The following is a 16,726-nucleotide window of genomic DNA, read 5'->3' as shown; positions in this document are numbered from 1 at the left end:
ATCTCACCGCGTCTTTGCCCACAATAAGTGGCAAGTTGGGTTTATGTATAAGCTTAACGCAGTATTTTGAGCGCCAAAAGTGAAGAATTCGCCTGTTGCGCGGCGGTGGCAAAGCGCGGCGGGCGGCGTCCGGAACAAAGCTGAAGAGGGCTGCCGTCATGATAGCGCGGAGTCTGCCCTGGCCCCGGAGCGAACACCATAACAGGAAAGTAAAATCAATAAGGAGAACACGTGCCAAAGTACCCGGTCATGTGCTTGATATCTGTGTTGCTTGCGGCACCTGCGGCCTATGCGGCCAACGTGCGCTTGCAGGTGGAGGGGTTAAGCGGAGAGTTGGAAAAAAACGTCCGGGTGCGGCTGTCGTCGATCACGCCTGAAGAGGTCGGCACCGACGGGCGCTTCCGCGCGCGGGTGGATGAGGCGGTGCGCCAGGGGCTGCGCGCGCTCGGCTATTACCAGCCGACCATCGAGTTTACGCTGGACGATCGGCCGGGGATGTCGCGCCCGGTGCTGCACGCCAAGGTCAATCCGGGCGAACCGGTGCGTATCGCCGGCGCCAACATCGTGCTGGAAGGCGGCGCGAAGACCGATGAGGACTATCTGGCGCTGGTGAAGAAGGGGCGGCCGACCATCGGCGAGATCCTCAACCACGGCAAGTATGACAGTTTCAAAGGCTCGCTCACCGGCCTGGCGCTGCGCAAAGGCTACTTCGACGCCGACATGACCAAAAGCCAGCTCGGCGTGGCCGAAGATCTGCACAAGGCGTTTTGGGATATCGATTTCAACAGCGGCGAACGTTACCGCTTCGGCAAGGTGAAATTCACCGGTTCGCAAATTCGCGAAGACTATCTGCAAAATCTGGTGCCCTTTCATCAGGGGGATTACTACAGTTCGGAGGATTTGGCCGAGCTGAACCGCCGTTTGTCCGCCACCAACTGGTTCAACTCGGTGGTGGTATCCCCTGATTTCAACGATGCCAAAGAGAACAAGATTTTGCCGTTGGACGCGCTGGTGACGCCGCGCACGCGCAACACCGTCGAAACCGGTATCGGCTACTCCACCGACGTCGGCCCGCGGGTGAAAGGCACCTGGAAAAAGCCCTGGCTCAACGATCGCGGGCATAGTCTGGAAACCAGCGCCAGCGTGTCGGCACCGGAGCAGCAGCTGGATCTGACCTACAAAATCCCGTTGCTCAAGAACCCGCTGGAGCAGTATTACCTGCTGCAGGGCGGCCTCAAGAACGTCGATCTTAACGACACCAAGTCCGTCACCTCCAAAGTGGTGGCCTCGCGCAACTGGGATCTTTCCAGCGGCTGGCAGCGGGCGATCAACCTGACCTGGCGCTGGGATAACTTTACCCAGGGTAATGTCAGCAACACCACCATGCTGCTGTATCCCGGCGTCAGCTTCAGCCGCACCCGTTCGCGCGGCGGTCTGATGCCGACCTGGGGCGACAGCCAGCGCTACTCTATCGACGTGTCCGACACCTCCTGGGGCTCCGGGGTGGACTTTGCGCTGATGCAGGCGCAGAACGTCTGGATCCGCACCCTGGCCGACAAGCATCGTTTTGTGGCGCGCGGGCAGGTGGGCTGGATAGAAACCAACGACTTCGACAAGGTGCCGCCGGATCTGCGCTTCTTCGCCGGCGGTGACCGCAGCATTCGCGGCTACAAGTACAAAGACATCTCGCCGCGCGGTGACGACGGCAAGCTGACCGGCGCCTCCAAGATGCTGACCGGCTCGCTGGAGTACCAATACAACGTGACCGGCAAATGGTGGGGGGCGATGTTCGTCGACTCCGGTGAAGCGGTGAACGATATCAAGAAGAGCAACTTCAAGACCGGCGCCGGCGTAGGCGTGCGCTGGCAGTCGCCGGTGGGGCCGGTGAAGCTGGATATCGCCGCGCCCGTGGGGGACAAGGACACCCACGGGATGCAGTTCTACATCGGTTTGGGGCCTGAACTATGAGCCTGGTTAAAAAGATTTGTCTCGGATTTCTGGTCGTTCTGCTGTTGCTGATCGGCGGTCTGGCCTTCCTGATAGGCACCACCACCGGTTTGCATATGGTCATCAACGGCGCGGCGCGCTGGGTGCCGGGGCTGGAGATCGCCGGCGTCAGCGGCGGCTGGCGCGATCTGACGCTGAAGGGCGTGAAGTATCAGATGCCGGGCGTGACGGTCAACGCCGGGCAGTTCCATCTGTCGCTCGATCTCTCCTGCTTTAAGCGCAGCTCGCTGTGTGTCAACGCCTTGACCGCCCAGGATGTGGACGTGGCGGTGAACACCAAAGAGATGGCGCCTTCCGCGCCGGTGGAGGAGAGCAGTGAGCCGACCACCAATCTCAGCACGCCTTACCCGATCACGCTGCGCCTGTTGGCGTTGAACAACGTCAAGGTCACCGTCGACGACACCGCCATCTCGCTGGCCGAGTTCCGCACCGGCGCGCAGTGGCAAGAGCGCGCGCTGACGCTGATGCCGACCAAGATCGGCTCGCTGCTGATCGCCTTGCCGAAAACCCCGCAAAACCCGTTGCCGGAAGCGGTGCAGCCGGCGGTCGAGGTGGCGAAAAAGGTCGGCGAGCAGGTTACCGACGCGGCGAAGCCGGCACCTCAGCCGGAAGAGAAGCCGCTGGGCGAAACGCTGAAGGAACTGTTCGCCAAACCGCTGTTGCCGGATCTGCCGGACATCCGCCTGCCGCTGGATATCACCGTCAAAGAGATCAGTGGCGAGCAACTGCGCTTGACCGGCGATACCGACGTGCTGATCACGAGCCTGTTGCTGCAGGCCAGCACGCAGGATCAACATATCCAGCTGGACAACTTCGACGTGAAGTCGCCGCAGGGCACGCTGTCGCTGCAGGGGCAGGCAACGCTGACCGGCGACTGGCCGGTGTCCCTGACCGCCAACAGCGCGCTGAACATCGAACCGCTGAAGGGCGAGAAGGTGAAGCTGAACGTCGGCGGCGGGCTGCGTGACGAGCTGAAGGTGGCGCTGAACCTGTCCGGCCCGGTCGGCGCCCAGCTCGATGTGCAAACCCGGCTGGCCGAAGCCGGCCTGCCGCTGGCGCTGACGTTGCAGAGCAAGCAGCTGAAATGGCCGCTGAGCGGCGAGGCGCAGTATCAGGTCAACGATTTCCGCCTGCGCTTTAACGGCAAGGCGACCGACTACGCGCTGTCGACGCGCGCCAATCTGAAAGGCCAGGACTTGCCGCCGGCGGTGCTGACGCTGGACGGCAAAGGCAACGTCGAGCAATTCAAGCTGGAGCGCCTGCGCCTGGCGGCGCTGCAGGGCAATACCGATCTCACTGCGCTGGTGGACTGGAGCAAGGCCATCAGCTGGACCTCGCAATTGACGCTGAGCGGCATCAATACCGCCAAGCAGTGGCCGGAATGGCCGGCGAAACTCGACGGCAAGATCACCACGCGCGGTAGCCTGCACGGCGGCAGCTGGCAGCTGCAGGTGCCGGTGCTGCAGTTGGACGGCAACGTGAAGCAGAACAAGGTCACGGCGCGCGGTACGCTGAGCGGCAACGCCGCCGGGCAGTGGAAAATCCCCGGCATCGATCTGGCGCTGGGGCGTAACCAACTGAATGTCAAAGGGCAGCTGGACGAGAAGAGCTGGAACCTGGACGCCAACATCGACGCGCCGCGTCTGGACGGCGCGCTGCCGGGCCTGGGCGGCACCGCCAAAGGGCTGCTGAAGCTGCGCGGCAATCTGCAGGCGCCGCAGCTGCTGGCTGATTTGACCGCATCCGGCCTGCAGTGGCAGGCGCTGCGCATCAACCGCGTGAAAATAGACGGCGACGTGCGCTCCACGGATCAGATTCAGGGGCAACTGGCGGTACGCGTCGAGCAGCTGAAGCAGGATGCGCTGGAGGTCAGCCTGTTGACTCTCGATGCCAAGGGCAGCGAGAAGCAGCACCAACTGCAGCTGAAGATCGACGGCAAACCGGTCTCCGGCCAGCTGGCGCTGCAGGGCAGTTTCGATCGTCAGCAGCAGCGCTGGCGCGGCAATCTGAACAACACTCGCTTCGATACGCCGGTCGGGGAATGGCGCCTGACGCGCGCCATCGCGCTGGACTACCTGAACACCGAGCAGAAAATCAGCGTCGGGCCGCACTGTTGGCAGAACCCGAACGCCGAGCTGTGCGTGCCCAAGACCATTGAAGCCGGCCAGAGCGGCCAGGCCAGCGTGGTGCTCAACCGGTTCGATCTGGCGATGATCAAGCCGTTCCTCGGCCCGGAAACTGCCCTGAGCGGGGTGTTCACCGGCCGGGCCGATGTCAGCTGGAAACCGGGCGGCGCGCTGCCGGAGGCGAAAGTCACGCTGGCCGGCAACGGCGTCAAGGTGGTGCAGCAGGTGCAGGGCAACGCGCTGCCGATCGCCTTCGACACGCTGACCCTCAACGCCGGCCTGAACAACGGTCGCGCGCTGGCCGACTGGCGGATCAAGCTGACCAACAACGGCCAGTTCGACGGCAATATCCAGGTGGCGGATCCGCAGGTGCGGCGCACCATCAGCGGCAACGTCAATATCACCAATATCTCGCTGGCGCTGATCAACCCGGCGCTGATGAAGGGCGAAAGCGCGGCGGGCATGCTGAACGCCAACCTGCGCTTGGGCGGCAGCGCGCAGAAGCCGCTGGTGTTCGGGCGCCTGGCGTTGGATCGGGCGAAGGTGCAGGGGCACTGGATGCCGTTCGATATGACCGACGCGCGGCTGGCGGTGAATTTCAACGGCATGACCTCGACGCTGGAAGGGCTGCTCAGCACCACGCGCGGTCAGCTGAATCTGGCGGGCGACGCCGACTGGCGCGATATCAACGCCTGGCGTGCGCGCATTGCCGCCAAGGGCGATAAGCTGCGGGTGACGGTGCCGCCGATGATCCGCATCGACGTGTCGCCGGATCTGGTGTTCGAAGCCACGCCGCAGCTGTTCTCGCTCAACGGCAAGGTCGACATTCCCTGGGCGCGCATCACGGTGCAGGAGCTGCCGGAAAGCGCGGTGGGCGTCTCTTCCGACGAGGTGATGCTGGACGACCAGCTGAAGCCGATTCAACCGAAGACCGCCTCGATCCCGATCAACAGCAATCTGATGATCCACGTCGGCAATGACGTGCGGTTGGACGCTTTTGGTCTCAAGGCCCGTCTGAAGGGCGACCTGAAGGTGGTGCAGGACAAGAAAGGGCTGGGCCTCAACGGCCAGATTGACATCCCTTCCGGCCGCTTCCATGCTTATGGTCAGGATTTGATCGTGCGTAAAGGGCAGCTGATGTTCTCCGGCCCGCCGGATCAGCCGCTGCTGAATATCGAGGCGATCCGCAACCCGGAATCCACCGAGGACGATGTGACCGCCGGCGTGCGCGTGACCGGCCTGGCGGATGCGCCGAAGCTGGAAGTGTTCTCCGATCCGGCCAAATCGCAACAGGAAGCCCTGTCTTATCTGCTGCGCGGCCAGGGCTTGAGCAGCTCCGGCGCCGACGGCAACGCCATGACCTCGATGTTAATCGGCATGGGGGTTGCACAAAGTGGTCAACTTGTGGGTAAAATCGGCGAGGCATTCGGCGTAAGTAATTTGGCTCTGGACACTCAGGGGGTTGGCGACAGTTCCCAGGTTGTCGTGAGCGGCTATGTTCTCCCAGGCTTACAAGTAAAATATGGGGTGGGCATCTTCGACTCCTTGGCCACGCTGACGTTGCGTTATCGCCTGATGCCTAAGTTGTATCTTGAAGCGGTGTCTGGTCTCGACCAGGCATTAGATTTGCTCTATCAGTTTGAGTTTTAGCGATGCGAATAATTGTCTACGGCAGTTTACGGCGCAAACAGGGAAACAGCCATTGGATGACCAACGCCCAATGGCTCGGCGAGCACGAGCTCGAAGGCTATCAGATTTATAATCTGGGCCATTACCCGGCGGCGATCCCTGGAGAGGGCACGATACATTGCGAGGTGTATCGTATTAACTCATCGATTCTGGCAGAGCTGGACGAACTGAAAAGCAACACCAAGGACTATAAGCGCGAGCTGATTCAGACGCCTTATGGGAGTGCGTGGATCTACCTGTACAAACACAGCGTGGACGGTTACCCGCGAATTACCAGCGGTGACTGGCTGAAGCGTCTCGACGAACAGTAAGAAAAAAAACACCGCTCAATGAGCGGTGTTTTTTCATCGGACGGCGGCTGGCATTACTTCTTGGCAGCGCGTTCGAAGGAGGCGATGATTTCCGCTTTAGCTGCGGCAGCGTCTGCCCAGCCTTCCACTTTCACCCATTTGCCTTTTTCCAGATCTTTGTAGTGCTCGAAGAAGTGAGCGATCTGGGCTTTCAGCAGTTCCGGCAGGTCGTTCACGTCTTTCACGTGATCGTACTCTTTGGTCAGCTTGCTGTGCGGTACCGCAACCAGCTTGGCGTCTTCACCGGCTTCGTCGGTCATCTTCAGCACGCCAACCGGACGGCAGCGGATCACGGAGCCCGGCTGCAGCGGGTATGGGGTTGGGACCAGCACGTCAACCGGGTCGCCGTCCAGAGACAGGGTGTGGTTGATGTAGCCGTAGTTGCACGGGTAGAACATCGCGGTGGACATGAAACGGTCAACGAACAGCGCGCCGGTTTCTTTGTCGATTTCGTATTTGATTGGATCGGCGTTGGCCGGGATTTCGATTACTACGTAGATGTCTTCCGGCAGGTCTTTGCCAGCAGGGACCAGATTCAAGCTCATGTCGGTTTCCTTTAATCATCAAACCAGAAATGGAGTGGCGGCTATTATAGCGGACTCTTTTGCGATTTCCTGCCCTTTTCATCGTCGAAAACCCAGTGCGCCGGCGCACGGAGAATTTCCAGATTAATCCCGCCGCGGCATGAAGTTTTGCCTCCGCCTGCCGATAACTTCAACAAACAATAATGAGCCAGCAAAGCTGGCTCCGCGTTTTGCCACCCCTACTACGTCTGATCTCACTATTCTGAAGCCGGGAAGAACTCATGCTAAAAAAGATTACGGTGAAGGCTGGGCTGATCGCCCTGCTGAGCCTGATGACCATGCTGCTGATCATGGTCAGCGTTATTGGCGTCAACGCGATTAACGAAGGATCGCGCTCGATCCATACCTTAAACCAGATCCTCGGCGAAGAGCTGGGCTCGCTGGCCAACAGCTCCAACCTGACGCTGCGCGCCAGAACCGCCGCCTCGCTGGCGGTGCGCCAACGGGAGATCGGCCAGACTGATGTCTCCGACGCCACCGTGGGCCGCATCTACGGTTACCTCGAGCAGTCGAACAAGGAAATGGCGCGCTTTGTCGGCGTCGGCACCGTGACCGAGCGCGGCCGCGAACTCTCCAACCGCCTGCAAAACAGCTACCGCGCCTATCTGGAGCAGGGCGTGAAGCCGATGGCTGCCGTCATCAAGGCCGGCAAAATCGATGAGTATTATCATATTCAGGAAACGCGCATCTCCGCGTTGAGCATCGCGTTCGAAAAGGATCTCAGCGATTTCCGCAGCTTCGCCATGAAGCTCGGCGCGCAGCAGGTGTATGACGCGGAAAGCAACGCCAGCACCAAGATCTCGCTGATCGTGGTGGCGGGCCTGCTCAGCGTGCTGCTGGCGGTGCTGGCCTGGTTCGCGCTGCGGGTGATCATTCTGCGCCCGCTGGACGAGTCCATCGCGCAGCTGGAACACATCGCCGGCGGCGATCTGACCCATGAGATCCGCGGCGAGGGCGATACCGAGATGGGCCGCCTGGTGCGGGCGATGCAGCGCATGCAGCAGGCGCTGGCCAGTTCGGTCAGCAAAGTGCGCGACGCCAGCAGCCAGATTGACACCGGTTCACGCGAACTGGCGGCCGGCAACCTGCATCTGGCGCAGCGCACCGAAGAATCGGCCGCTTCGCTGGAAGAAACCGCCGCCAGCATGGAACAGCTGACCTCGACGGTGAAAATGAACGCCGAGAACTGCGAACAGGCCAACCAGCTGGCGCTGAGCGTGTCCGATATCGCCAACCAGGGCAGCGAGGTGGTCAGCCAGGTGATGAGCAAGATGCAGGCGATCACCGACAGCTCGCGCCGCATCGCCGACATCATCAGCGTGATGGACGGCATCGCCTTCCAGACCAATATCCTGGCGCTGAACGCGGCGGTGGAAGCGGCGCGCGCCGGCGAACAGGGCCGCGGTTTTGCGGTGGTGGCCGGTGAAGTGCGCAATCTGGCGCAGCGCAGCGCCCAGTCGGCGAAAGAGATCAAAGGGTTGATCGAAGCGTCGCAGAACCGGGTGCAGGAAGGCGAGCAGATGGTGGAGTCGGCGGCGCAGACCATGAGCGGCATTACCGGCGAAGTGGGCCGGGTGACGGCGTTGATGCGTGAGATCTCGGCGGCGACGCGCGAACAAAGCAGCGGTATCGAACAGGTGAACCTGGCGGTGGCGCAGATGGATCAGGTGGCGCAGCAGAATGCGGCACTGGTGGAAGAGTCGGCGGCGGCGACGCGCTCGCTGGAAGATCAGGCTCAGCTGCTGGCGCAGAGCATGGCTGCGTTCAAGCTGTAAGGCGATAAGGGTTCGGCGCGGCGCCGAACCCTTGCAAAGAACGCGTTACTCGTCCGGGTTTTCGGCGATGAAGCGTTCCGCATCTTCTACCATCGACTTGGTGCCGACGAAGAATGGCGCGCGCTGGTGCAGTTTCACCGGCGTGATGTCCAGAATGCGGTTTTTGCCGTCGCTGGCCTTACCGCCGGCCTGTTCGGCCAGGAACGCCATCGGGTTGCATTCGTACAGCAGGCGCAGCTTGCCTTGCGGGTGGCTGGCGGTGCTTGGGTAGATGTAGATGCCGCCTTTCAGCAGGTTGCGGTGGAAGTCCGCCACCAGAGAACCGATGTAGCGCGAGGTGTAAGGGCGCTGCGTCGCTTCATCCTGCTCCTGGCAGTATTTGATGTATTTCTTCACGCCGAGAGGGAACTTGATGTAGTTGCCTTCGTTGATGGAATACATGTTGCCGCTCGCCGGGAAGCGCACTTTCTCGTGGGAGAGGCAGAATACGCCCAGAGACGGGTCGTAGGTGAAGGCGTGGACGCCGTAACCGGTGGTGTACACCAGCATGGTGGACGAACCGTAAACCACATAACCCGCTGCGACCTGGGCGCTGCCCGGCTGCAGGAAGTCTTCTTCGGTCACCGGCGTGCCGACCGGCGTGATGCGACGGTAGATAGAGAAAATCGTACCGACCGAGACGTTGACATCGATGTTGGACGAACCGTCCAACGGATCCATCAAAACGACATACTTGGCATTTTCAGCTCGCTCGCCGTCGAATATCACGATTTCATCTTCTTCTTCGGAAGCGATACCCGCAACTTCACCACGCGCTTTCAACGCCGCTTTCAGTTTTTCGTTCGCGTACAGGTCCAGTTTCATCTGAACTTCGCCCTGTACGTTGGACACCCCGCTGGTGCCCAGAATATCAACCAGGCCGGCCTTGTTGATGTCGCGGTGGATGATTTTGGCGCCCAGTTTAATTGCAGAAAGTAACGCGGTCAGCTCGCCGGTGGCGTGAGAGAAGTCGTGCTGTTTCTCGACGATAAATTCGCCTAACGTTTTCATGACACAATCCCTGAATCTACGGATGGATAGCGGCCTGTTAACAAACCGCCAACGTTTTCGCGTGCAGTGTAGCCCAAAGATGCGCGCTATTCATAGGCAAATCCATTTCTTCTGGACGATTCTGAGCGTTAGAATATGCCGACATTCGATGCACTCACATGAGAAACCTATGCGCATTCACATTCTTGGGATCTGTGGCACCTTTATGGGCGGGTTGGCGATGCTGGCGCGCTCACTGGGGCATGACGTCACCGGTTCGGACGCCAACGTCTATCCGCCGATGAGCACGCTGCTGGAGAACCAGGGGATCGATCTTATTCAGGGTTATGATCCGGCCCAGCTGGATCCGGCGCCGGATCTGGTGATCATCGGCAACGCCATGACGCGCGGCAACCCGTGCGTGGAGGCGGTGCTGGAACGTGGCATCCCTTACGTTTCCGGCCCGCAGTGGCTGCACGACGCCGTGTTGCGCGATCGCTGGGTACTGGCGGTCGCCGGCACCCACGGCAAAACCACCACCGCCGGCATGGCGACCTGGATCCTCGAGGCCTGCGGCTACCAGCCTGGCTTCGTCATCGGCGGCGTGCCGGGCAACTTCGACGTATCGGCCCGTCTCGGCGGCAGCCCGTTCTTCGTGATCGAGGCCGACGAATATGACTGCGCGTTCTTCGACAAGCGCTCCAAGTTCGTGCATTACAGCCCGCGCACGCTGATCATGAATAACCTGGAGTTCGACCACGCTGATATCTTCGACGATCTGAAAGCCATCCAGAAACAGTTCCACCACCTGGTGCGTCTGGTGCCGGGCAAAGGCAAGATCATCCTGCCGGACAACGACAGCCACCTGAAGCAGGTGATGGCGATGGGCTGCTGGAGCGAGCAGGAGCTGGTGGGGGAAGAGGGCACCTGGCGCGCACAGAAGCTGACGCCGGACGCCAGCCATTACGCGGTGTTCCTCGACGGCGAACAGGTCGGCGAAGTGAACTGGGCGCTGGTGGGCGAGCACAACATGCATAACGGCCTGATGGCCATCGCCGCCACCCGCCACGTCGGCGTGCAGCCGGCGGACGCCTGCCGCGCGTTGGGCGATTTCATCAACGCCCGCCGCCGCCTGGAGCTGCGTGGCGAAGCCAACGGCGTCACGGTCTACGACGACTTCGCGCACCACCCGACGGCGATCCTGGCCACTCTGGCCGCGCTGCGCGGCAAGGTCGGCGGCACGGCGCGCATTCTGGCGGTGCTGGAGCCGCGATCCAACACCATGAAAATGGGCATCAGCAAAAACGATCTGGCGCCTTCGCTCGGCCGCGCCGACGAGGTGTTCCTGTTCCAGCCGCACCACATTCCGTGGCAGGTGGCGGAAGTGGCGGATGCCTGCGTGCAGCCGGCGCACTGGAGCGCGGATCTCGACACGCTGGTGGACATGGTGGTGAAAACCGCACAGCCGGGCGATCACATTCTGGTGATGAGCAACGGCGGTTTCGGCGGCATTCACGACCGTCTGCTGGACGCGCTGGCGAAAAAGCAGGAACCGAAAGTCACCTACTGAGCGCTCAGCCGCATCAGCCACATCAAGGGCCGCATTCGCGGCCTTTTTTACGCCCATAAAAAAGCCCTCGCGAGCGAGGGCAACGGGGTTCGTCGGATAGGACGACGAGAGGGTCTCTGGGAAATCGGCGTTTGCGTCAGAACTCGGCAGTGGCAGTGACGAGGGTAATCAGCTCTGCAAAGCCGTTCCCAGAGTTGTTATTTGTAAATCTCGGCGGTGGCGTGGTAGTTGCCTTCGTTACGCGCTTCGATCACGCGGTAGGCGGTCGCGCCTTTCGCGTCGGCTTTCTCCGACAACGCCTGGCGAATGTCGGTCGGCGCGCCGTCGATGCCGCTGACGGTGATGGTGCCGATAGATTGCAGATTGGCGGTCTGATCGTTAGTCACCAGTTGGGCGGCGGAGGCGCCGAAGGAGATGACAGACAGCAGGCCGAATGCAGCGAGAGTAGTTTTCATGTTCATGATAGCGATCCTTGGTCATAACAGCCTGGAAGGGCTTGGCAGCGATTTTTATTCTTGAAGGCCGTTATGACGGCGTTTGATTCCAGAGATGTATTGCCCGTTGCCGGGTAATGCCGGTACTTATTTGTAGATTTCAGCGGTTGCGTGGAAGCTGCCGTCATTGCGGGCTTCGATTACGCGGTAAGCGGTCGCCCCTTTGGCGTCGGCTTTGTCGGACAGCGCTTGGCGGATGTCGGAAGGCGCAGCGGCGACGCCGCTCACGGTGATTACACCGGCCGGCTGCAGTTTTGCGGCCTGAGTTGCATCAATAGATTGTGCTGCGAATGCACCAAAGGAAAGCATGGACAGAACGCTCAGGGTTGCAACGGTAGCTTTAATTTTCATCATCTCACCTCATCGTATTCTTTTATCAGTTCCAACGAACTGTGATTCAGTTCACGAAAATGAGTATACAGCTAGTAACGCGAAAAATTAATAGTTCGCTAACAGTTGCTAGTGAAACTTTAACCTTATGATCCTTATTTTTTATAACTGTAAGGAATAAAAAACGCTCACAAAACGATCTTTTGATGTTAAATTTATGTAATTTCAATAAGGTAAGTGCTTTTGACCAAAAGTGCGGAAGATCACAGTGGGTACTGCTGGTTACATGTAGATGTCATGGAAATGTGTTGCTGAGGGATAAAAAAGCAGTGTTAAACGCGGTTGAAGACGGGAAAGGTAACGTGAGAGTTTAAAGAAGCGCTAACAAAGTGCGGGCTAAAGCCGCACTTTGTTAGCGCCAGGTTTCACAGCTCTTGCTCGAACACGCCCAGAATAGCCTCATGCAGTTTCTGAGCGGTAAAGCCGTTGGACGGGGTGACGAAAATCGTGTCGTCGCCGGCAATCGTGCCGAGGATGCCCTGGGATTTCCCCAATGAGTCGAGCAGGCGGGCGATCAGCTGCGCGGCGCCCGGGCTGGTGTGGATCACCACGACGGCGTCGTTATGGTCGACGTCCAGCACCAGATTCTTCAATGGGCTGGTGGTGGTCGGCACGCCGAGTTCGGCAGGAAGGCAATACACCATTTCCATTTTGGCATTGCGCGTACGTACCGCGCCGAACTTGGTCAGCATGCGCGATACTTTGGATTGGTTAATGTTTTCGAAGCCTTCTTCTTGCAGCGCCAAAACGATCTCGCCTTGAGAACTGAATTTTTCTTCTTTCAATAACGCTTTGAACGTCTTGATCAGATCTTCCTGTTTTGCGGGATTACGCATTTTGCACCGTGGAATGTTGATAGTGGAAGTCATGATTATGCATATAGATGAATTTTTATGCAACAAAGGCCGACCCAAAGAAAATAAACATGACCGGGCGGCGAGGAAAGGGCGGCATTTTAACAAAATCCGGCCGCGATGAATATGCCCTTTTGGCGACGGAAAATCGGCCCGCAGTGGTAAATAAAATGTTATTAAAATGATGTTGTTCTGATGTTGCGTAAGGGTGTAATGTAACGGCCGGTTAACTTGCTCGTGAATAACCTCGCACTATTTTTGATTAGTGTGCGCTATGCCCTTCATGCGTAAGCGATTTAATCTAAAATGGGCGCGACAGCGGCCATTTTATTACACCTGCAGGCAAGAATTGGCTAATTTATTGTTTTGAAAGGTGTAATGACTTAAGGTCCGTAACCAACACATTCACGGCGCTTTATATATTTAAGATAATAAAGGAGTATAGGATGAAAGTTGCAGTTCTCGGTGCTGCTGGCGGTATCGGCCAGGCCCTCGCCCTTCTACTCAAAACCCAGCTTCCTTCAGGTTCTGAACTCTCTCTCTACGACATTGCCCCCGTTACCCCAGGCGTTGCCGTCGACTTAAGCCACATCCCAACCGCAGTTAAAATCAAAGGCTTCAGCGGCGAAGACGCGACCCCGGCTCTGCAAGGTGCGGATGTGGTGCTGATTTCCGCCGGCGTGGCCCGTAAGCCAGGCATGGATCGCTCTGACCTGTTCAACGTTAACGCCGGCATCGTGCGTAACCTGATTGAACAAGTGGCGAAAACCTGCCCGAAAGCCTGCATCGGCATCATCACCAACCCGGTTAACACCACGGTCGCCATCGCGGCGGAAGTGCTGAAAAAAGCCGGCGTTTACGACAAGAACAAACTGTTCGGCGTGACTTCGCTGGATATCATCCGTTCCAACACCTTCGTGGCCGAGCTGAAAGGCAAGCAGCCGGAAGAGCTGAACGTGCCGGTCATCGGTGGCCACTCCGGCGTGACCATCCTGCCTCTGCTGTCGCAGATCCCAGGCGTGAGCTTCACCGATCAGGAAGTGGCGGATCTGACCAAACGCATTCAGAACGCCGGCACCGAAGTGGTGGAAGCCAAAGCCGGCGGCGGGTCTGCAACGCTGTCCATGGGCCAGGCGGCCGCCCGTTTCGGTCTGTCTCTGGTGCGTGCGCTGCAGGGTGAGAAAGGCGTTGTGGAATGCGCTTACGTTGAAGGCGACGGCAAATACGCTCGCTTCTTCGCTCAGCCGCTGGTGCTGGGCAAGAACGGCGTTGAAGAGCGCAAGGATATCGGCAGCCTGAGCGCCTTCGAGCAGAAAGCGCTGAACGAGATGCTGGACGTGCTGCACAAAGATATCGAACTGGGCGAGAAGTTCATCAATAACTGATCGACGCCGATAGTCAGCCGATAAACGCCGCCGGACGCTGTTCCGGCGGTTTTTTTTTGCTCCGCGTTCACGATTTGATGCGCGCCTTGCGATCCAGCAGGCAATCGCTGTGCGGATCGTAATAGCGGCTTGGCCAGATCTCCGAAGGGTGGACACCTATCGCTTCGGCGATCAGCCATTCCCCCTTCGGCCACGGGCGCGACAGCGCGTTGGCCAGCGTCGATGAGCTTAATCCGGCCTTGCGCGACACTGCCGCCAGCGTGGTGCCCTGCTTGCGTAGCGCTGCGATGATATCTGCCGGATGCCAATCTGGGTTCCTTGAATTCATGTTTACATTCCTTTTCTGATTAGCCAAAGTTGCGTTAGTGGTATAACTAACGGGTCAAGGTTAAGCGCATGAACAACGTGAAACGCTTATTCGGAAACCAGAATACCATTAAATTTCCTAAAAAATACCCAAGTAATTTCCAAAAAATGACGTTGCCCACTATTGCCCAGAGATGATGGCTATGAAAAAAGAGTGGTTTGCCGCCAAGGAACTGACAGGCATCGCAGGATTACCTTCCTCACCACAGGGAATCAATCTGATGGCCCGGCGCGAAGGCTGGATCAGCCGCAGGCGTAAAGGCGTGCAGGGAAAAGCGTTGGAGTACCATATCGACAGCCTGCCTTCAGACGTGCGTAACCTGCTGGTGCTGAAGGAAGACGGGGCGGCATATGACGTAGAGCGTCAGGATCCGTTGGCGGTCTGGATCGAGTATTACTACCATTTGACGGAAAGCGAGCGCGAGAAAATGGTGGCTTTCCTGATGCGGGAAGGGATCGGCGGCCTGCTGGCGCGTATCGACGAAGAGAGCAATACCTAGGCAGGCCCGCGTATGCGGGCCTGATGGTTTTTAAGAAACATTAATTTCTTAAAAGTCGCGTTGCACCGCCAGATGGGCCAGGCCCTCCAGCGCCGTGCGGTGCTCCGATGCCGGCAATGCCTGCAGCGCGGCGATCGCCTTGTCGGCCTCTTCCTCGGCGCGTTTGCGGGTGTATTCCAGCGAACCGCATTGCTGCATCGCCTGCAGCACCGGCTCCAACAGGTGACGGCCGTTGCCTTGCTCAATCGCGCCGCGGATCATGTCACGCTGGGCGTCGTCGCCGTTGTGCATCGCGTGCAGCAGCGGCAGGGTCGGTTTCCCTTCGTTCAGATCGTCGCCGGTGTTTTTGCCCAGGGTGCTGCCGTCGGCGCTGTAGTCGAGCAGATCGTCGATCAGCTGGAAAGCGGTGCCGAGGTAGCGGCCATAGTCTTGCAGCGCCCGTTCTTGCTCAGCGCTGGCGCCGGACAGGATCGCCGACGATTGCGCCGCCGCCTCAAACAGACGGGCGGTTTTGCTGTAGATCACCCGCATATAGCTTTCTTCGCTGATGTCGGGATCGTGCACGTTCATCAACTGCAGCACTTCACCTTCGGCGATGACGTTGACCGCTTCCGACATCAGCGCCAGCACGCGCAGGGATTCCAGGCTGGTCATCATCTGGAAGGCGCGGGTGTAGATAAAGTCGCCGACCAGCACGCTGGCGGCGTTGCCGAACGCCGCGTTGGCGGTGGCTTTGCCGCGGCGCATGTCCGATTCGTCAACGACGTCGTCATGCAGCAGCGTGGCGGTATGGATGAATTCGATCAGGGCGGCCACGGTGACGTGCTTGCTGCCTTCATAGCCCAATGCCCGCGCCGCCAGGACGGCGATCATCGGCCGGATGCGCTTACCGCCACCGCTGATAATGTAATAGCCAAGCTGATTGATGAGCGTGACATCGGAATTCAGCTGTTCGAGAATTGTTGCGTTCACGGCCGCCATATCTTGCGCGGTTAACTCGGTAATTTGCTCTAGGTTCATTGTATTTTTTTCAGCTGTGTTTCTCTTCACCGCGTTGAGATCGCTGCTCACATCGGTACATGGCGGTAACTGTCCCTATGATTGTACTTGAAAAACGGTTCAGATAAACGCCACGAAAGAAACTGCGCTTTTTTTCTTCTTTTTTCTTGTTCTGGTCTTATTCTGCTCTTGTCATGCGCTGCTTTTTTGCGTAGAATTCGCGCCCTATTGTGAATATTTATAGCGCGCTCTGAACTAACACAGTCGGGCACGCGGAAAGCGGAGTTTTATATGTACGCGGTTTTCCAAAGTGGTGGTAAACAACACCGAGTAAGCGAAGGTCAGACCGTTCGCTTGGAAAAGCTGGACATCGCAACTGGTGAAGCGGTTGAGTTTGACCAGATTCTGATGATCGCTAATGGCGAAGATATCAAAATCGGCGTTCCTTTCGTCGATGGCGGCAAGATCAAAGCTGAAGTTGTTGCTCACGGTCGTGGCGAGAAAATTAAAATCGTTAAGTTTCGTCGTCGTAAACACCACCGTAAGCAGCAGGGCCACCGTCAGTGGTTCACTGACGTTAAAATCACCGGCATCAGCGCTTAAGTTAG

General features: G+C 58.7%; 15 protein-coding genes. 8 read left to right on the top strand and 7 right to left on the bottom strand.

Annotation, left to right across the window (positions count from 1 at the left end; genetic code table 11):
* Window positions 1-249: 249 nt before the first annotated feature.
* The 3 genes from tamA to ACJ8IN_RS10440 are packed head-to-tail and all read left to right on the top strand — an operon-like array spanning window position 250 to window position 6,133.
* Window positions 250-1,968 carry an autotransporter assembly complex protein TamA gene (gene tamA, locus ACJ8IN_RS10450; protein ID WP_194243329.1) on the top strand — a complete coding sequence of 573 codons (1,719 nt, stop codon included), beginning with the start codon at window positions 250-252 and terminating at the stop codon, window positions 1,966-1,968.
* Window positions 1,965-5,783 (top strand): autotransporter assembly complex protein TamB, encoded by a 3,819-nt coding sequence (tamB, locus tag ACJ8IN_RS10445; protein ID WP_049212704.1) that lies wholly within the window; start codon window positions 1,965-1,967, stop codon window positions 5,781-5,783. The genes tamA and tamB overlap by 4 nt, the downstream gene beginning before the upstream one ends.
* A gap of 2 nt (window positions 5,784-5,785) precedes the next feature.
* The gene (locus tag ACJ8IN_RS10440) at window positions 5,786-6,133 is read left to right on the top strand and encodes a gamma-glutamylcyclotransferase family protein (protein ID WP_033648686.1); all 348 of its coding nucleotides are present in this window, start codon (window positions 5,786-5,788) and stop codon (window positions 6,131-6,133) included.
* 53 nt (window positions 6,134-6,186) lie between these two features.
* Here ACJ8IN_RS10440 and ppa read toward each other — a convergent pair whose 3' ends face one another.
* On the bottom strand, window positions 6,187-6,717 hold the full coding sequence (gene ppa, locus ACJ8IN_RS10435; RefSeq protein ID WP_004933594.1) for an inorganic diphosphatase: 531 nt from the start codon (window positions 6,715-6,717) through the stop codon (window positions 6,187-6,189).
* 260 nt (window positions 6,718-6,977) lie between these two features.
* Between ppa and ACJ8IN_RS10430 the strand changes: the two genes are divergently transcribed.
* On the top strand, window positions 6,978-8,531 hold the full coding sequence (locus ACJ8IN_RS10430; RefSeq protein WP_308325372.1) for a methyl-accepting chemotaxis protein: 1,554 nt from the start codon (window positions 6,978-6,980) through the stop codon (window positions 8,529-8,531).
* Window positions 8,532-8,576: 45 nt separating this feature from the next.
* On the opposite strand, the gene fbp is transcribed toward ACJ8IN_RS10430, so the two are convergent.
* Complete coding sequence (fbp, locus tag ACJ8IN_RS10425; RefSeq protein ID WP_004933587.1) at window positions 8,577-9,581, bottom strand: class 1 fructose-bisphosphatase; 1,005 nt, start codon at window positions 9,579-9,581, stop codon at window positions 8,577-8,579.
* Window positions 9,582-9,750: 169 nt separating this feature from the next.
* Between fbp and mpl the strand changes: the two genes are divergently transcribed.
* Complete coding sequence (gene mpl, locus ACJ8IN_RS10420; protein ID WP_033636810.1) at window positions 9,751-11,130, top strand: UDP-N-acetylmuramate:L-alanyl-gamma-D-glutamyl-meso-diaminopimelate ligase; 1,380 nt, start codon at window positions 9,751-9,753, stop codon at window positions 11,128-11,130.
* Between the two features lie 197 nt (window positions 11,131-11,327).
* Here the strand turns inward: mpl and yhcN (ACJ8IN_RS10415) are convergent, their stop codons facing one another.
* From yhcN (ACJ8IN_RS10415) to argR, 3 genes are all read right to left on the bottom strand, one after another.
* The gene (gene yhcN / locus ACJ8IN_RS10415) at window positions 11,328-11,591 is read right to left on the bottom strand and encodes a peroxide/acid stress response protein YhcN (protein WP_033638654.1); all 264 of its coding nucleotides are present in this window, start codon (window positions 11,589-11,591) and stop codon (window positions 11,328-11,330) included.
* 120 nt (window positions 11,592-11,711) lie between these two features.
* Window positions 11,712-11,975, bottom strand: a complete 264-nt coding sequence (gene yhcN, locus ACJ8IN_RS10410; protein ID WP_033638655.1) for a peroxide/acid stress response protein YhcN — start codon at window positions 11,973-11,975, stop codon at window positions 11,712-11,714.
* A gap of 404 nt (window positions 11,976-12,379) precedes the next feature.
* Window positions 12,380-12,850, bottom strand: a complete 471-nt coding sequence (gene argR, locus ACJ8IN_RS10405) for a transcriptional regulator ArgR (protein WP_004933572.1) — start codon at window positions 12,848-12,850, stop codon at window positions 12,380-12,382.
* Between the two features lie 464 nt (window positions 12,851-13,314).
* Here argR and mdh point away from each other — a divergent pair, with 464 nt between their 5' ends.
* The gene (gene mdh, locus ACJ8IN_RS10400) at window positions 13,315-14,253 is read left to right on the top strand and encodes a malate dehydrogenase (protein ID WP_060422922.1); all 939 of its coding nucleotides are present in this window, start codon (window positions 13,315-13,317) and stop codon (window positions 14,251-14,253) included.
* A gap of 67 nt (window positions 14,254-14,320) precedes the next feature.
* Here mdh and ACJ8IN_RS10395 read toward each other — a convergent pair whose 3' ends face one another.
* Window positions 14,321-14,581 carry a helix-turn-helix domain-containing protein gene (locus ACJ8IN_RS10395; RefSeq protein ID WP_033636812.1) on the bottom strand — a complete coding sequence of 87 codons (261 nt, stop codon included), beginning with the start codon at window positions 14,579-14,581 and terminating at the stop codon, window positions 14,321-14,323.
* A gap of 181 nt (window positions 14,582-14,762) precedes the next feature.
* On the opposite strand from ACJ8IN_RS10395, the gene ACJ8IN_RS10390 reads away from it, so the two are divergent.
* Window positions 14,763-15,119, top strand: a complete 357-nt coding sequence (locus ACJ8IN_RS10390; RefSeq protein WP_033655297.1) for a DNA-binding protein — start codon at window positions 14,763-14,765, stop codon at window positions 15,117-15,119.
* Window positions 15,120-15,167: 48 nt separating this feature from the next.
* Here the strand turns inward: ACJ8IN_RS10390 and ispB are convergent, their stop codons facing one another.
* Window positions 15,168-16,139 carry an octaprenyl diphosphate synthase gene (gene ispB / locus ACJ8IN_RS10385; protein ID WP_033636815.1) on the bottom strand — a complete coding sequence of 324 codons (972 nt, stop codon included), beginning with the start codon at window positions 16,137-16,139 and terminating at the stop codon, window positions 15,168-15,170.
* 270 nt (window positions 16,140-16,409) lie between these two features.
* Between ispB and rplU the strand changes: the two genes are divergently transcribed.
* Entirely contained in the window at window positions 16,410-16,721 is a 312-nt protein-coding gene (rplU, locus tag ACJ8IN_RS10380; RefSeq protein ID WP_004933561.1) for a 50S ribosomal protein L21, read from the top strand.
* Window positions 16,722-16,726: the final 5 nt, after the last annotated feature.

Source organism: Serratia sp. CY31944 (assembly GCF_052169175.1).
Lineage (GTDB): Bacteria > Pseudomonadota > Gammaproteobacteria > Enterobacterales > Enterobacteriaceae > Serratia > Serratia sarumanii.
The sequence above is the reverse complement of the archived record's forward strand: the minus strand, read 5'-3'. Positions and strand labels throughout refer to the sequence as shown.

Bases quoted from the DNA above. Each gene is read 5' to 3' on its own strand.
- yhcN (WP_033638655.1), bottom strand. From the start codon at position 11,975: ATGAAAATTAAAGCTACCGTTGCAACCCTGAGCGTTCTGTCCATGCTT.
- ACJ8IN_RS10440 (WP_033648686.1), top strand. From the start codon at position 5,786: ATGCGAATAATTGTCTACGGCAGTTTACGGCGCAAACAGGGAAACAGC.
- mdh (WP_060422922.1), top strand. From the start codon at position 13,315: ATGAAAGTTGCAGTTCTCGGTGCTGCTGGCGGTATCGGCCAGGCCCTC.
- ppa (WP_004933594.1), bottom strand. From the start codon at position 6,717: ATGAGCTTGAATCTGGTCCCTGCTGGCAAAGACCTGCCGGAAGACATC.
- ispB (WP_033636815.1), bottom strand. From the start codon at position 16,139: ATGAACCTAGAGCAAATTACCGAGTTAACCGCGCAAGATATGGCGGCC.
- fbp (WP_004933587.1), bottom strand. From the start codon at position 9,581: ATGAAAACGTTAGGCGAATTTATCGTCGAGAAACAGCACGACTTCTCT.
- ACJ8IN_RS10430 (WP_308325372.1), top strand. From the start codon at position 6,978: ATGCTAAAAAAGATTACGGTGAAGGCTGGGCTGATCGCCCTGCTGAGC.
- ACJ8IN_RS10395 (WP_033636812.1), bottom strand. From the start codon at position 14,581: ATGAATTCAAGGAACCCAGATTGGCATCCGGCAGATATCATCGCAGCG.
- rplU (WP_004933561.1), top strand. From the start codon at position 16,410: ATGTACGCGGTTTTCCAAAGTGGTGGTAAACAACACCGAGTAAGCGAA.
- mpl (WP_033636810.1), top strand. From the start codon at position 9,751: ATGCGCATTCACATTCTTGGGATCTGTGGCACCTTTATGGGCGGGTTG.
- yhcN (WP_033638654.1), bottom strand. From the start codon at position 11,591: ATGAACATGAAAACTACTCTCGCTGCATTCGGCCTGCTGTCTGTCATC.
- ACJ8IN_RS10390 (WP_033655297.1), top strand. From the start codon at position 14,763: ATGAAAAAAGAGTGGTTTGCCGCCAAGGAACTGACAGGCATCGCAGGA.
- argR (WP_004933572.1), bottom strand. From the start codon at position 12,850: ATGCGTAATCCCGCAAAACAGGAAGATCTGATCAAGACGTTCAAAGCG.
- tamB (WP_049212704.1), top strand. From the start codon at position 1,965: ATGAGCCTGGTTAAAAAGATTTGTCTCGGATTTCTGGTCGTTCTGCTG.
- tamA (WP_194243329.1), top strand. From the start codon at position 250: ATGTGCTTGATATCTGTGTTGCTTGCGGCACCTGCGGCCTATGCGGCC.